The organism is Mesorhizobium sp. M0244, assembly GCF_040321795.1.
Taxonomy (GTDB): domain Bacteria; phylum Pseudomonadota; class Alphaproteobacteria; order Rhizobiales; family Rhizobiaceae; genus Mesorhizobium.
The window spans coordinates 51,073-64,941 of sequence record NZ_JAMYSE010000016.1; the positions used below are offsets into that span (position 1 = coordinate 51,073).

15 protein-coding genes are annotated in these 13,869 nt (G+C 61.7%); 6 read left to right on the top strand and 9 right to left on the bottom strand.

What is annotated here, in order from left to right:
- Nucleotides 1-46 precede the first annotated feature (46 nt).
- Entirely contained in the window at nucleotides 47-808 is a 762-nt protein-coding gene (locus NKJ08_RS13395) for a molybdopterin-synthase adenylyltransferase MoeB (RefSeq protein WP_352781973.1), read from the top strand.
- On the top strand, nucleotides 805-1,293 hold the full coding sequence (locus NKJ08_RS13400; protein ID WP_352526719.1) for a GNAT family N-acetyltransferase: 489 nt from the start codon (nucleotides 805-807) through the stop codon (nucleotides 1,291-1,293). The genes NKJ08_RS13395 and NKJ08_RS13400 overlap by 4 nt, the downstream gene beginning before the upstream one ends.
- Before the next feature lie 64 nt (nucleotides 1,294-1,357).
- Here NKJ08_RS13400 and NKJ08_RS13405 read toward each other — a convergent pair whose 3' ends face one another.
- A complete protein-coding gene (locus NKJ08_RS13405; protein ID WP_352470076.1) occupies nucleotides 1,358-2,359 on the bottom strand; it encodes a 2-hydroxyacid dehydrogenase in 1,002 nt (333 codons plus the stop codon).
- 155 nt (nucleotides 2,360-2,514) lie between these two features.
- Between NKJ08_RS13405 and NKJ08_RS13410 the strand changes: the two genes are divergently transcribed.
- Nucleotides 2,515-3,072 (top strand): SH3 domain-containing protein, encoded by a 558-nt coding sequence (locus NKJ08_RS13410; protein WP_352776130.1) that lies wholly within the window; start codon nucleotides 2,515-2,517, stop codon nucleotides 3,070-3,072.
- A gap of 81 nt (nucleotides 3,073-3,153) precedes the next feature.
- Here the strand turns inward: NKJ08_RS13410 and NKJ08_RS13415 are convergent, their stop codons facing one another.
- Nucleotides 3,154-3,513, bottom strand: coding sequence for a DUF4260 domain-containing protein (locus NKJ08_RS13415; protein WP_352776132.1), 360 nt, complete (start codon nucleotides 3,511-3,513; stop codon nucleotides 3,154-3,156).
- 10 nt (nucleotides 3,514-3,523) lie between these two features.
- The gene (irrA, locus tag NKJ08_RS13420) at nucleotides 3,524-3,955 is read right to left on the bottom strand and encodes an iron response transcriptional regulator IrrA (RefSeq protein ID WP_352526715.1); all 432 of its coding nucleotides are present in this window, start codon (nucleotides 3,953-3,955) and stop codon (nucleotides 3,524-3,526) included.
- 240 nt (nucleotides 3,956-4,195) lie between these two features.
- Between irrA and fabA the strand changes: the two genes are divergently transcribed.
- The 3 genes from fabA to fabI all read left to right on the top strand — a co-directional run bounded on the left by fabA (nucleotide 4,196) and on the right by fabI (nucleotide 6,883).
- Entirely contained in the window at nucleotides 4,196-4,714 is a 519-nt protein-coding gene (gene fabA, locus NKJ08_RS13425; RefSeq protein WP_352526713.1) for a 3-hydroxyacyl-[acyl-carrier-protein] dehydratase FabA, read from the top strand.
- A gap of 122 nt (nucleotides 4,715-4,836) precedes the next feature.
- A complete protein-coding gene (gene fabB, locus NKJ08_RS13430; protein WP_352776135.1) occupies nucleotides 4,837-6,057 on the top strand; it encodes a beta-ketoacyl-ACP synthase I in 1,221 nt (406 codons plus the stop codon).
- 13 nt (nucleotides 6,058-6,070) lie between these two features.
- Nucleotides 6,071-6,883, top strand: coding sequence for an enoyl-ACP reductase FabI (gene fabI / locus NKJ08_RS13435; RefSeq protein WP_352526710.1), 813 nt, complete (start codon nucleotides 6,071-6,073; stop codon nucleotides 6,881-6,883).
- A 35-nt stretch (nucleotides 6,884-6,918) separates the two neighbouring features.
- Here fabI and NKJ08_RS13440 read toward each other — a convergent pair whose 3' ends face one another.
- The 6 genes from NKJ08_RS13440 to rbfA form a co-directional block, all read right to left on the bottom strand.
- Nucleotides 6,919-7,929, bottom strand: a complete 1,011-nt coding sequence (locus tag NKJ08_RS13440; RefSeq protein ID WP_352776137.1) for a class I SAM-dependent methyltransferase — start codon at nucleotides 7,927-7,929, stop codon at nucleotides 6,919-6,921.
- 187 nt (nucleotides 7,930-8,116) lie between these two features.
- Nucleotides 8,117-10,264, bottom strand: a complete 2,148-nt coding sequence (pnp, locus tag NKJ08_RS13445) for a polyribonucleotide nucleotidyltransferase (RefSeq protein WP_352526707.1) — start codon at nucleotides 10,262-10,264, stop codon at nucleotides 8,117-8,119.
- 407 nt (nucleotides 10,265-10,671) lie between these two features.
- On the bottom strand, nucleotides 10,672-10,983 hold the full coding sequence (gene rpsO, locus NKJ08_RS13450; RefSeq protein WP_280940423.1) for a 30S ribosomal protein S15: 312 nt from the start codon (nucleotides 10,981-10,983) through the stop codon (nucleotides 10,672-10,674).
- Nucleotides 10,984-11,123: 140 nt separating this feature from the next.
- Complete coding sequence (gene corA, locus NKJ08_RS13455; RefSeq protein WP_352526705.1) at nucleotides 11,124-12,218, bottom strand: magnesium/cobalt transporter CorA; 1,095 nt, start codon at nucleotides 12,216-12,218, stop codon at nucleotides 11,124-11,126.
- 146 nt (nucleotides 12,219-12,364) lie between these two features.
- Nucleotides 12,365-13,324, bottom strand: a complete 960-nt coding sequence (truB, locus tag NKJ08_RS13460; RefSeq protein WP_352526704.1) for a tRNA pseudouridine(55) synthase TruB — start codon at nucleotides 13,322-13,324, stop codon at nucleotides 12,365-12,367.
- Nucleotides 13,324-13,749, bottom strand: coding sequence for a 30S ribosome-binding factor RbfA (gene rbfA / locus NKJ08_RS13465; RefSeq protein ID WP_352526703.1), 426 nt, complete (start codon nucleotides 13,747-13,749; stop codon nucleotides 13,324-13,326). The genes truB and rbfA overlap by 1 nt, the downstream gene beginning before the upstream one ends.
- Nucleotides 13,750-13,869 lie beyond the last annotated feature (120 nt).

The window sequence follows — 13,869 nt, forward strand, 5'->3', positions numbered from 1 at the left end:
TGCATTGACGCCTGACAAGTTTTTTCCTCCGTTATATGGTCCGGCGATGATCACAGCCGCCCTCACCGACGAAGAGCTCGAACGCTACGCCCGCCACATCGTGCTGCCCGAAATCGGCGGCGCCGGCCAGCAGCGGCTAAAGCGGTCGCGGGTGCTGGTCATCGGCGCCGGCGGATTGGGAGCGCCGGTGCTCGAATATCTCGCCGCCGCAGGGATTGGCACACTCGGTATCGTCGACGACGACGTCGTTTCGCTTTCCAACCTGCAACGACAAGTGATCCACGCCACGGGCGATGTCGGCATGGCGAAAACCGACAGCGCCAAGGCAGCGATCGTCCGCACCAATCCAAACGTCGTCGTGGAAGAGCACAATTTCAGGTTGACCGCGGACAACGCCCCTGCCCTCATCGCCCGTTATGACATCGTCGTTGACGGCTCCGACAATTTCGAGACACGCTACGCGGTGGCCGACGCCTGCGCCGCGGAAAGCCGGCCGCTCGTGCATGCCGCCGTTGGCCGCTTCGACGGCTCGGTGACGGTGCTGAAGCCGTTCGAAAGCGGCCCGGACGGCACGTTGAACCCAAGCTACCGCGATCTTTTTCCCGAACCGCCGCCGCCGGGACTGGTGCCGTCCTGCACGGTGGCTGGCATTGTCGGCGCGCTGACCGGGGTCATCGGGACGCTGCAAGCCATGGAGGCAATCAAGCTGGTCACCGGGATTGGCGAGCCGCTGGTCGGGCGACTGCTGCTCTACGATGCGCTGGCGGCACGCTTCGACACGATCCGCTACAAGCGAACTAACCTGTGAGCCTGCCTGCCGACGTTTCCATTGTGCAGCTTGGGGCCGATTTCGAGCGTTGGGACGAGGTCTTGGCACTGGTCATGCGCGCCTTCGCCTTCATGGACGGCGTTATTGATCCACCGTCCTCGGCGCATCGGCTCACCGTCGAAAATCTTAGGGCTAAAGCGCTGGAGGAGACAGGATTCCTGGCGCTGAAGGAAAGCGAGATCGTCGGTTGCGTCTTCGTCCTGGAGCGGGCAGACGACTTCTATGTCGGAAAGCTCGCGGTCGTGCCGGCTCTTCAGGGACAAGGCATCGGAAAACGGCTGATGCAGGCTGTCGAAGATCTTGCCCGTAGCCAGAACAGGACCGCCATCGAGCTCCAGACCCGGGTCGAACTGACCGGAAACCACGCTGCCTTCGCCCGCCTCGGCTTTCGCGAAACCGAACGGACAGCGCACAAAGGTTACGACCGGCCGACCTCAATCACCATGCGCAAGGTGCTTTTGTAAGCAAACGCTATCCAAAAGCGAGCAGGCAGCTGCCGCGACCAGAATTCGCTGGCACGATGGCCGGTCACGCCCGCAGCGGCAGCACACGGTCGGGCGGACGATGGCCGTCGAAGAAGGCGCGGATGTTGATGATCACCTTCTCACCCATGTCGATGCGGCCCTCGAGCGTCGCCGAACCCATATGCGGCAACAGCACGACCTTGCCTTTGTGGGCGAGCTTCAGCAGTTTGCTGTTCAGCGCCGGCTCGTGCTCGTAGACGTCGAGGCCGGCGCCGGCGATCTTGCCGTCATGGATGAGCTTGACCAGCGATTCCTCGTCGATGATATCGCCGCGCGCGGTGTTGACTATGTAAGCGGACGGTTGCAGAAGCGCCAGCCGCCGTGCCGAAAGCAGATGGAAAGTTGCCGGTGTCGAGGGGCAATTGACCGAGATAATGTCCATGCGGGCAAGCATCTGGTCGAGGCTTTCCCAATACGTGGCTTCCAACTCGTCCTCGATTGCCGGCAGCACGCGGTGGCGGTTGTGGTAGTGGATCGAGAGGCCAAAGGCCTTGGCGCGCCTGGCGACGGCGGTGCCAATGCGACCCATGCCGACAATGCCGAGCCGTTTGCCCCAGATGCGACGGCCGAGCATCCAGGTCGGCGACCAGCCCGCCCATTTCTTGTCCCCGGTCAGCACGTTGGCGCCTTCGGCCAGCCGTCGCGGCACGGCCAGCATCAGCGCCATGGTCATGTCGGCCGTATCTTCGGTCAGCACGTTCGGCGTGTTGGTGACGGTGATGCCTTTCTTGGCCGCTGCCGCAACATCGATCTTGTCGACGCCATTGCCGAAATTGGCGATCAGCTTGAGGTTATCGCCGGCCTGGGCAATCAGCGCCGCGTCGATATTATCGGTCACGGTCGGCACCAGCACGTCGGCCTCCTTGACCGCCGCCACCAATTCCGGCTGCGTCATCGGCCTGTCCTCGACATTCAACCGAGCGTCGAACAACTCGCGCATGCGGGTTTCGACCGGGTCGGGCAACTTGCGCGTGATAACGACGAGGGGCTTCTTTTTGCCTGCCATTGTTTCCTCGAACCCGATCTCGTTGAGACCTCTTTAACCAAGAACGGCGAAACTGAGAGCCGATCGCGGTACCGATCATCCATGTAACAAGCGGTTCCGCCGAAGACAAAGAAAAAGGGCGCGAGGCCGATGGGCCGGCGCCGAAAGGAACGAAAGTGTCTGGTTTCGCGTCGCTTCGCCTGACCCTCAGTGCAGCATTGCTCGGCGCTCTCATCTATAGCCCACTGGTGATGGCGCAAAGTGCGGCGGCACCCGCCCAGAGCGTCACGCTCGGACCAAGCGGCTTGCCGCTGCCGCGCTTCGTCAGCCTGAAATCCGGCCGCGTCAACTCGCGCGTCGGTCCGGGCGTCAACTATTCCGTCGACTGGATGTATATGAAGCCAGGCCTGCCGATGGAGATCATCCAGGAGTTCGATACGTGGCGCCGCGTGCGCGATGCCGACGGCTCGGAAGGCTGGATCAATCAGTCGCTGCTTTCGGGCCGCCGCACGGCGATCGTCGCCCCCTGGCAGCGCGGCAAGGACGCCCGCGTCAACCTCCTCGACGACCCTGCAAAAGATGCAGGCGTCATCGCGATCCTCGAACCGGGGGTGATGGGCACAATCAAGTCCTGCGATGGCCAGTGGTGCGAAATGACCTTCGACGGCCATACCGGCTGGCTCGCCCAGTCGCTCGTCTGGGGTGCCTATCCCGGCGAAAAGGTCAAGAACTGACGTTTCCGAACCGGAGATCAGGCCAGCGCTGCAAGCACCGGATCCGACATTTTGTTTCGCTGATCTTCGGTTCGGGAGGATCTAGCGGCCGATGCGGCCGAGATGGGTATCTCGGAAACTGCTCGACAGCTTCAAGCCATAGCCCAGAGCACGATCGATGGCGATGTGGACGATCCAGATCAGCGCAATAGCTGTCGCCATTGCATTGTCAAAAACGCTGCCGACAAGCGCCAGCAGAACGGGCAAGATCAGTATGTGCAAGGCGTTGTAGGCAACGGCCCCGACGCGCGGCCCCGCCACATAACCCAGCATCGACAGGTCGGGCGCCAGAATGAGCACAGCAAACAGCCACCAGGAAACACCGGCCATTGCATAGAAGACAAGAGCTGCCACCGCGACGGCGACCCATTCGAGCCGGAGCGTCAAATCCAGGATTTTCATAAGGCGCCGGTCAGTCGCAGCGTTTCGGACGCAGTCTCACCACGATATCGACATTGGCGATCTCCATGCCTTCCGGCGGTTCCGGCAGGTTGGAGACCGTCACCGGGCCGCTGTCGATATCGAAGATCCTGTTTTCGCCTTCGATATAGAAATGATGGTGATCGGAGGTGTTGGTGTCGAAATAGGTCTTCGATCCCTCGACGGCGAGGATACGCAGAAGACCGGCTTGGGTGAACTGGTGCAGAGCATTGTAGACGGTGGCCAGAGACACCGGCACGCCGGCGGCAAGCGCCTCCTCGTGCAGTTCCTCGGCCGAAAGATGGCGGTCGCCCTTGGCGAAAAGCAGATCGGCCAGCGCGATGCGCTGGCGTGTCGGCCTCAGACCGGCTTCGCGAACCCGCTTGTCCACAGTGACATTATCCTTCCGGCAACCCAGATCCATCTATCGGTCGCGCTCACCGTTTCGCCTCAGACACGTCCAAAATGGCAGAAATAGAGCATCTGCCGAAACTGGACATGTCCTGACATATATTCTGTCGGCCGAATGCGATCAATAGCGCGCATTGACCCGGGCAGACGGGCAGGTTAAGCGCAAACGCCGGTTTCCGGCCTCAAACAGATTGTGTTAGGAAACCATCAGCAAGGGCGCCTATCGCCCGGGACGATCACGGGGACGAGATTGATGGCGGGTTCGAAATCCAGTTATGGCTACGACGAATTGCTTGCCTGCGCCCGCGGCGAGCTGTTCGGACCGGGAAATGCGCAGCTGCCCTATCCACCGATGCTGATGTTCGACCGCATCACCGAGATCAGCGAGACCGGCGGTGCGTTCGACAAAGGTTTCATCCGCGCGGAATTCGATATCAAGCCGGATTTGTGGTTCTTCGCCTGCCATTTCATCGGCAATCCGATCATGCCGGGATGCCTGGGCCTGGACGCCATGTGGCAGTTGACGGGATTCTATCTTGGATGGCTCGGCGAACCCGGCAAGGGAATGGCGCTGTCGACCGGTGAAGTGAGATTCAAAGGAATGGTCACGCCTTCGGTCAAGAAGGTGGAGTATGGCGTCGACTTCAAGCGGGTGATGCGCGGTCGGCTTGTGCTTGGCATCGCCGATGGCTGGCTGAAGGCAGATGGCGAGCCCATATATGCGGCAACGGATCTGAAAGTCGGTCTGTCCAAACAATCGGCCGCCGTCTGAGCGAAGACCCTACAGTGCCACGTCTTGGACGTCTAAAGGACGCTGTGGCACTTTAATTTTGCGCATGGTTCCGTTCCGGAAATTGATTCAGGTTTCGGGGTCCGCGCTGGAAGGAGTTGCGAATGAGACGGGTCGTAGTCACAGGTCTCGGCATCGTGTCGTCGATCGGCAACAATGCCAACGAGGTGCAGACCTCGCTGCATGATGCCAGATCCGGCATCAGCTTTTCCGACTCTTTCGCCGAGCATGGCTTCCGCTGCCGGGTGTGGGGCGCGCCGACGCTGGATCCGTCGGGCATGATCGACCGTCGCGCTATGCGCTTCCTGTCGCAGGGTGCTGCCTGGAACCATGTCGCAATGGACCAGGCGATCGCAGACGCCGGCCTCGACGAGACCGACATCACCAACGAGCGCACCGGTATCGTGATGGGCTCCGGCGGACCGTCGACCCGTGCAATCGTCGAAGCGGCCGAGACCACGATCAAAAACGGCAGCCCCAAGCGGATCGGGCCGTTCGCGGTGCCAAAAGCGATGTCGTCGACCGCTTCGGCGACGCTTGCCACCTGGTTCAAGATCCACGGCGTCAACTATTCGATCTCATCGGCCTGCTCGACGTCTGCGCATTGCATCGGCAATGCGTACGAGCTGATCCAATGGGGCAAGCAGGACATGGTGTTCGCCGGCGGCCATGAGGATCTCGACTGGACGATGTCGGACCTGTTCGACGCCATGGGCGCCATGTCGTCCAAGTTCAACGACAGGGCATCGGTCGCCTCCCGCGCCTACGACGTCGATCGCGACGGTTTCGTCATTGCCGGCGGCGCTGGCGTGCTGATTCTTGAAGAGCTCGAGCAGGCCAAGGCGCGCGGCGCCAAGATCTATGCCGAGATCGTCGGCTATGGCGCGACCTCGGACGGCTACGACATGGTGGCGCCTTCGGGCGAAGGTGCGGTGCGCTGCATGCGGCAGGCGCTGGCGACCGCCTCTTCGCCTGTCGACTACATCAACACGCACGGCACTTCGACGCCGGTCGGCGACTCCAAGGAAATGGGCGCCATCCGCGAGGTGTTCGGCGACAACATGCCTTTCATCACGTCGACGAAATCGCTGACCGGCCATTCGCTAGGTGCGGCCGGCGTGCAGGAGTCGATCTACTCGATCCTGATGATGCAAGGTGGCTTCATCGGTGAAAGCGCCCATATCGAGAACCTCGATCCGGAGTTCGAGGGCATGCCGATCGTGCGCAAGCGCATCGACGACGCCAGGATCGACACTGTTTTGTCCAATTCGTTCGGTTTCGGTGGCACCAACGCAACGCTGATCTTCCAGCGCTATTCCGCATAAGGATTTGCCGACCATGGACGGATTGATGAAGGGCAAGCGCGGGCTTGTCATGGGTGTCGCCAATGATCATTCGATTGCCTGGGGTATCGCCCGCAAACTGTCCGAACATGGCGCTGAACTCGCTTTCACCTATCAGGGTGAGGCCTTCGGACGCCGGGTCAAGCCGCTCGCCGAGAAACTGGGCGCATCCTTGGTGGTGCCTTGCGACGTCGAGGACAGCGCGTCGGTCGCCGCCACCTTCGAGACCTTGGGCAAAGCCTGGGGCGGGCTGGACTTCATCGTCCACGCCATCGGCTTTTCTGACAAGAACGAGCTGAAAGGCCTCTACGCCGACACCAGCCGCGACAATTTCGTCCGCACCATGGTGATCTCCTGCTATTCCTTCACCGAGGTTGCCCGCCACGCCGCCACGTTGATGAAGGACAGCGGCTCGATGATCACGCTGACCTATGCGGGTTCGGTTCGCGTCATGCCGAACTACAACGTCATGGGTGTTGCCAAGGCCGGGCTGGAGGCCAGCGTCCGTTACCTCGCCAACGACTATGGCCCGCGCGGCATCAGAGTGAACGGCATATCGGCGGGACCGGTGCGGACGCTTGCCGGCGCCGGGATTTCCGACGCACGCCACATGTTCTCCTACCAGCAGCGCAACTCGCCGCTGCGCCGTACGGTGACAATCGACGAAGTCGGCGGTTCCGCGCTCTATCTGCTGTCCGACCTGTCCTCCGGCGTCACCGGCGAAATCCACTATGTCGATTCCGGCTATCATATTGTCTCCATGCCGACGCTTGACGAGTTGAAGCAGACCGACGGCGGACGGGAATAGCATGAACGACGTGTCGCCGACTGCCCCGCAGAATTTCAGCGCCGCGCCGTGAAAACCTTGAACATACCGTCGCGAGCGAGCTCCGCATGGCTGGAGAAGGCGGCCGCCAGCACCGGTTCGTAGGGAAGCTGCCGGTTCGCCACCATGAACAACCGGCCGCCCGGCTTCAGCGCCTTGCCTGCCGCGCGGATCATGCCGGCACCGATTTCCGGCTCAGTCGCCCGACTGCGGTGAAAGGGCGGGTTCATGACGACGACGTCATAGCGGCGCTCGACCGGCTCGCTCAAAAGATCGATCCAGAAGAAACCTGGCTCCACGCCTGTATTGCCGAGATTGGCCTTCGCCGCCTCCAGCGCCTCGAAATCCGCTTCGTATAGGTCAAGCGCCGATATGCCAGGTGAGCGGGCGGCGACCTCGGCGGCGACATAGCCCCAGCCTGCACAAAAATCCGCAACGCTGCCACGCATATCGGTGGGCAGATTTTCGATCAGCAGTTTCGATCCGGCATCGATCTTGTCGAAGGAAAACATGCCTGGGGCCGTGCGGAAGCGGTCCTCGACCACCAAATCCGGATTGGCAGCGCGAAGCGTTGCCGCGACGACATCGGCCGGCCGGCGAAACCAGAAGGCAATGCCGTGATGCTTCGGCAGGTGGCCTTCGAGCGGCACGAGCTCGCCGATATGCTTGCGCAGGCTGGCGATGCCATCGTCCTTGCCGCCAGCGACAACGATCAACCCGCCTGGTGTCACGCGCTCGACCGCTTCGGCGACGCGCAACTCGTTTTGGCCGCGATGGCGGCCAGCGAGCACAAATGCTGCGTCGAAAGCCTCGCCTTCCACTCCCGGCGTGACCGTGAAGCCCGATGCCTGCAAGGCGCGAAAATGCGGCCTGAAGCCTTGGACGAGATGAAGCTCGGCATCAAAGCCTTCGGGCAAGCGGAAGCCGGGCTCGGCGCCGAGAAAAAGAATGCGTTCGCCCTTCCGCGGCAAGGAAAGAGCCCCGGCGTCGAAAGGATGGAAAAGCGTTTTCAGCGGCTCGGCGGACATTCACCACTCTTGAACTGCAGGGCTGTTGTTGAAATGAAAACGGGCGCGACCTTCCGGCGCGCCCGCTTCGATTGCATGGCTAGAGCATGATCCCAAAAGTGGAATCCGGTTTTCGGAAAAGATCATGCTCAAAACAAAAAGATAGAGCCCATCCCGATCTATCGGGGTGGAACAGGCTCTATGCAGCTTAGGCGGCGTTTTCTTCGCCTTCGCTCTTCTTGTCGCGAGCGATTTCCTTGCCGGTGGCCTGGTCGACGACCTTCATCGACAGGCGGACCTTGCCGCGCTCGTCGAAGCCCATCAGCTTGACCCAGACCTTGTCGCCTTCCTTGACCACATCGGAGGTCTTGGCGACGCGATCATTGGCGAGCTGCGAGATGTGGACGAGGCCGTCACGCGGACCGAAGAAGTTGACGAAAGCGCCGAAGTCGGCGGTCTTGACGACCGTGCCTTCGTAGATTTCACCGACTTCCGGCTCAGCGACGATGGTGTGGATCCACTTCTTCGCCGCCTCGATCTCCTTGGCGTTGGCCGAAGCGATCTTGACCGTGCCGTCATCCTCGATGTTGATCTTGGCGCCGGTCTTTTCGACGATCTCGCGGATGACCTTGCCGCCCGAGCCGATCACATCCCGGATCTTGTCGGTCGGGATGTGCATGACCTCGATGCGCGGCGCGAACTCGCCGAGTTCGGCACGCGCGCCGGACAGCGCATGGGCCATTTCGCCGAGAATGTGCTGACGGCCCTCCTTGGCTTGGTCGAGCGCGATCTTCATGATCTCTTCGGTGATACCCTCAATCTTGATGTCCATCTGCAGCGAGGTGATGCCGTAGGCGGTGCCGGCAACCTTGAAGTCCATGTCGCCGAGGTGGTCCTCGTCGCCGAGGATGTCGGAGAGCACGGCGAAGCGCTCGCCTTCCTTGATCAGGCCCATCGCGATGCCGGCGACCGGCTTGGCCAGCGGCACACCCGCATCCATCAGCGCCAGCGAGGTGCCGCAGACGGTAGCCATCGATGACGAGCCGTTGGACTCGGTGATCTCCGAAACGACGCGCAACGTATAGGGGAACTGGTCGGCGGTCGGCAGCATCGGCCGGATGGCGCGCCAGGCAAGCTTGCCATGGCCGATTTCGCGGCGGCCGGGCGAACCCATGCGGCCGGTTTCACCGACCGAGTAGGGAGGGAAGTTGTAGTGCAGGAGGAACTTCTCCTTGTACATGCCGGTCAGCGAATCGACATACTGCTCGTCCTCGCCGGTGCCGAGCGTAGCGACGACCAGCGCCTGGGTCTCGCCGCGGGTGAACAGCGCCGAGCCGTGTGTGCGCGGCAGGACGCCGACTTCCGAGACGATCTTGCGGACCGTCTTCAGGTCGCGGCCGTCGATGCGCGAGCCGGTGTCGAGGATGTTCCAGCGCACGACCTTGGCCTGGAGCTCCTTGAACACGGTGCCAATCTGTTCGGACGTGTATTTGGCCTCCTCGCCTTCTGCCGGCGCGAACGCCGCCTTGACCTTCGCCTTGACGGCGTCGACGGCGGCATAGCGCTTCTGCTTGTCGGTGATCTTGTAGGCATCGCGAAGCTCGCCTTCGACGATCTTCAGCATCTCGGCTTCAAGCGCGGAATAGTCCGGCGCGGTGAAGTCGCGCGGGTCCTTGGCGGCGACTTCGGCCAGCTTGATGATCGCGTCGATCACCGGCTGGAAGCCCCTGTGGCCGAACATGACAGCGCCAAGCATAAGGTCCTCGCCGAGCTCCTTGGCTTCGGACTCGACCATCAGCACGGCGTCGGCGGTGCCGGCGACGATCAGGTCGAGCTTCGATTCCTGCATCTCGTCGACGTGCGGGTTGAGCACGTATTCGCCGTTGATATAACCGACGCGGGCGCCGCCGACCGGGCCCATGAACGGCACGCCGGACAAGGTCAGGGCGGCGGAGGTGGCGACGATCGACAGGATATCCGGGTCATTTTCGAGATCGTGCTGGACGACGGTGACGACGATCTGGGTGTCGTTCTTGTAACCTTCGGCGAAGAGGGGGCGGATCGGGCGGTCGATCAGGCGGGAAACCAGCGTTTCCTTCTCGCTCGGACGGCCTTCACGCTTGAAATAGCCACCTGGGATCTTGCCAGCGGCGTAGGTCTTTTCCTGGTAGTTGACCGTCAGTGGGAAGAAATCGAGGCCGGGCTTCGGCTCCTTCATCGAGACGACGGTGGCGAGAACCTTGGTTTCGCCGTAGGTGGCCAGCACCGCGCCGTCAGCCTGGCGCGCGATTTTGCCGGTTTCGAGGATGAGCGGACGGCCGCCCCATTCGATTTCCACTTTGTGGTAATTGAACATGTCTTGTCCTTCATATGCGGAAAGGGCCGCGCCGTTTCAGCGTGCGCGGATGCCCCTTTCCCTTGGCTTCCTTTCTCGGGCAGCCACGGGCAAGACAACGGGAGGCTCGGCTATTCGGCGCGCTGCCGCACGAGCGTCCTGCAATCCTGCCCCATGACCGTCCATGGGCGGTTTCGAGCGGCCCTCTGCTGTTTCGAAACCGGGTTGGCCAATCGATCCGACTGGCCTTGCGCGTGAACCCGAAAACCAGGTTTCCGGAAGATATCATGCGCAAATCTAGACTTCAGAGCGTCCTTTGCGCGTCCAAACCGATGCGCGGCGCTCTACTTCCTCCATTGGAGCCTTGGATGACCCGATGCTCCAATGCGCGACCGGCGGGCTCTCGAAAGAACCCGCCGGTCAATTCGTCAACGGCGCAGACCGAGCTTCTCGATCAGCGTCTGATAGCGCGCGTCGTCCTTGCGCTTGAGATAATCAAGCAGGCTGCGGCGCTGGGAGACGAGAGCGAGCAGACCACGGCGGGAATGGTTATCCTTCTTGTGGTCCTTGAAATGGTCGGTCAGGTTCTTGATGCGCTCGGAAAGGATGGCCACCTGGACTTCCGGAGACCCGGTGTCGCCCTTGGCGGTTGCGAATTCACCCATCAATTCCTTCTTGCGTTCGGCAGTAATCGACATCGTGTTTTTCCTTGTCTGTTTGAGGAAACGGGACGCCCTCAGCCGGGATGTCGTCCAGCAGGGGCCGGTGCAAGCAACGCGTCAAAGCGCGAAGCTGCGGCGCATATAGTGCAATTCCGGCAAAAAGACCAGCCCAATTCACAAGCCGGCTTTTTGCTGCATAAACGGACACTTCCGCTTAGTCAGAGCCATTTCTTCCATTTGAAGTACGCGTAGAGCCCGACCGCCACAAGCGCCATGAAGACGAGCGATAAGGGATAGCCGTAATAGGCTTTTAGCTCCGGCATGTTCCAGGGCGAGGTCTCGGGATCGAAATTCATGCCCCACACGCCGACGAAAAAGGTGAGCGGCAGGAAGATCACCGAGACGATCGTCAGATAGCTGATGACGTCGTTGGTGCGCGCCTGGCTGAGTGACAGGTGCATCTCGATCAGGCCGGTCAGCATGTCGCGCTGGGTCTCGACCAATTCGATCAATCGCAGCGAATGATCGAGCGTATCGTTCAGGAATAACTTGGTTTCGGCCTTCACATAGGGGACGTCGTTGCGGATCATGGTCGCCAGCGCGTCGCGCATCGGCCAAAGCACGCCCTTCAACACATTGGCGTCGCGCCGCAATTCGTGAAGCTGCCGCATCTGGTGCTTGTGCGCCTGGTTTAGCATCTGGTCCTCGATGCTGTCGACCAATTCGCCGGCAGCCTCGGTCGGCGGGAAATAGCTGTCGACGATGGCGTCGATCAAAGCATAGGCGAGATAGTCGGCGCCGCGCGAGCGCAACCGGTTGGGCACCGAGCTTCCGATCCGCTTGCGCACGGGATCGAACGGGTCGCCTTCGCGCTCCTGGAAGGTGACGACGAAATTCTTGCCGAAGAAGACGGTGATCTGTTCGTAACGGTGCGCAGTGACATCGTCGATCATCCTGACGACGACAAAGGCATGGTCCTCGAAGAAATCCACCTTCGGCCGCTGGCCGGTGTTGACGACATCTTCCAGCGCCAGCGGATGCAGGTTGAAAATCCGGCCGATCTCCTCGATCAGCTGGATGTTGGCGAGGCCGGTGCAGTCGAGCCAGATGACCGGCCAATTGTGGCAATGGGTGTTGACGTCGTCGATGCTGGCATTGTCGATCGTCTGGAACTTCTCGGGCGAGATCAACGTCAGCCTGAGCTCGGAGAGGCGCGCCGCCGGATCGGCGATCAGCGTGCCCGGCGAAGCCCCGACCGGCGGCCGCCGTGTTTTTAGCGGCGCCCGCTTCTTGACCGTCTCAGCCTTTGCCATGTGCCCCCTCGAGTGCAGCGTCGAACGGCACTACAGCGCCGCGCGTCCTTTCGGACGGCAAACGACGCCGTAGCCCTGTTGATTTAGCGCATGATCCTTTCCCAAAATAGAATCCGGTTTGGAGATCATGCGCCGGGCGAGAGCTGTTACCCGACAAAGACCCGCTTTGGCTTGAACATGCCTTGCTCGATGGCGCCGATGGCGACCAGCTTGCCGCGCGCCGTGGCGCAGGCCTCCTCAGCTTCTACCGGCGCGTCACGGCCGCGAATGATGACCGGATTGCCGAGGCGGATTTTGGTTGCCGCATCGTCGCTGATCGCAACCTGCGGTAAGCATTCGAGCGCTGCGGCGGTGTCGACCAGAAACGCATCGATGGCGTCGAAGTCGATCGGCGCATCCGCTGCTTGCGAACTCTCCTCGCCCTGTTCGCCGAAGCGGACGGCTTCCAGTTCGGCCAGGGTGACGAAATCTTCTTGCGTAAACGGCTCGACCTCGACCCTTCGCAGCTCGGCGATATGGCCGAAGCAGCCGAGGTCGCGGCCCATGTCGCGCGCCAGCGAGCGGACATAGGTGCCCTTGCCGCATTCGACCTCGAAGATGGTGCGATCAGCCATGTGTCCGATCAGGTCGAGCCGGCCGATCTCGACCTCGCGTGCCGGAATGTCGACCGTCTCGCCCTCGCGGGCAAGGTCGTAGGCGCGCTCGCCGGCGATCTTGATCGCCGAGAATTGCGGCGGCGTCTGCATGATGACGCCGGTATATTTCGAAAGCAGCGCCAGCACATCGGATTCCGCCGGACGGCGGTCGGAGCTTTTGGTCGCCGGGCCTTCGAGGTCGTCGGTCGAACGCTCCTCGCCCCAGGCGACCGTGAAGCGGTAGACCTTGGCGCCGTCCTGGACGTAAGGCACGGTCTTGGTCGCTTCGCCGAGCGCGATCGGCAGCATGCCGGACGCCAGAGGGTCGAGCGTGCCGGCATGACCGGCCTTTTCCGCCTGGAACAGCCACTTGATCTTGGAGACGGCTTCGGTCGAACCCATGCCGACCGGCTTGTCCAGCACCAGCCAGCCTGAGATCGGCCGGCCCTTCTTCTTGCCGCGACGCGCCACTATTCGCTGTCCTTCATGTCGTCTTTGTCTTTGTCGTCGGCGCCGAGATCGCGCGCCACTTCGGGCGAATGCAGCAATTCGTTGATCTTCTGGAAATTGTCGTAGCTGGTATCGAGCCGGAAGCGGAATTCCGGCATGTACTTCATTTGCCGCAGCGCGCCGGAAACGCGGCCGCGGACGAACTTCGCATGCTTGTTGAGCGCCTCGACCACCGCACCGGTATCCTTGGCGCCAAGCGGCGAAACGAAGGCGGTAGCGATCTTCAGATCGGGCGACATGCGCACTTCCGAGACCGAGACCACTGTGTTCTCGATCAGCGGATCGAGAATCTCGCCGCGCTGCAAGGTCTCGGATAGCGCATGGCGCACCTGCTCGCCGACGCGCAGCATGCGTTGGGATGGGCCTGAAGGGGTTGAACGGGGCATTTTCCTCGGTCCTGAAATCGTGAAGCGCGGGATGGGACCGCGCCGCATGTCTCATATGGTTTGGGCGGCGGCCTTTCGACCACCGCCCGGTCTCAATAGATGCTCGAACTCAGGATGCCC

What these genes read in the sequence shown, in the direction of transcription:
- irrA (WP_352526715.1), bottom strand. Translation starts at nt 3,955, where the DNA reads ATGGATCTGGGTTGCCGGAAGGATAATGTCACTGTGGACAAGCGGGTT.
- NKJ08_RS13415 (WP_352776132.1), bottom strand. Translation starts at nt 3,513, where the DNA reads ATGAAAATCCTGGATTTGACGCTCCGGCTCGAATGGGTCGCCGTCGCG.
- fabA (WP_352526713.1), top strand. Translation starts at nt 4,196, where the DNA reads ATGGCGGGTTCGAAATCCAGTTATGGCTACGACGAATTGCTTGCCTGC.
- fabB (WP_352776135.1), top strand. Translation starts at nt 4,837, where the DNA reads ATGAGACGGGTCGTAGTCACAGGTCTCGGCATCGTGTCGTCGATCGGC.
- pnp (WP_352526707.1), bottom strand. Translation starts at nt 10,264, where the DNA reads ATGTTCAATTACCACAAAGTGGAAATCGAATGGGGCGGCCGTCCGCTC.
- NKJ08_RS13405 (WP_352470076.1), bottom strand. Translation starts at nt 2,359, where the DNA reads ATGGCAGGCAAAAAGAAGCCCCTCGTCGTTATCACGCGCAAGTTGCCC.
- NKJ08_RS13440 (WP_352776137.1), bottom strand. Translation starts at nt 7,929, where the DNA reads ATGTCCGCCGAGCCGCTGAAAACGCTTTTCCATCCTTTCGACGCCGGG.
- rbfA (WP_352526703.1), bottom strand. Translation starts at nt 13,749, where the DNA reads ATGCCCCGTTCAACCCCTTCAGGCCCATCCCAACGCATGCTGCGCGTC.
- fabI (WP_352526710.1), top strand. Translation starts at nt 6,071, where the DNA reads ATGGACGGATTGATGAAGGGCAAGCGCGGGCTTGTCATGGGTGTCGCC.
- corA (WP_352526705.1), bottom strand. Translation starts at nt 12,218, where the DNA reads ATGGCAAAGGCTGAGACGGTCAAGAAGCGGGCGCCGCTAAAAACACGG.
- NKJ08_RS13395 (WP_352781973.1), top strand. Translation starts at nt 47, where the DNA reads ATGATCACAGCCGCCCTCACCGACGAAGAGCTCGAACGCTACGCCCGC.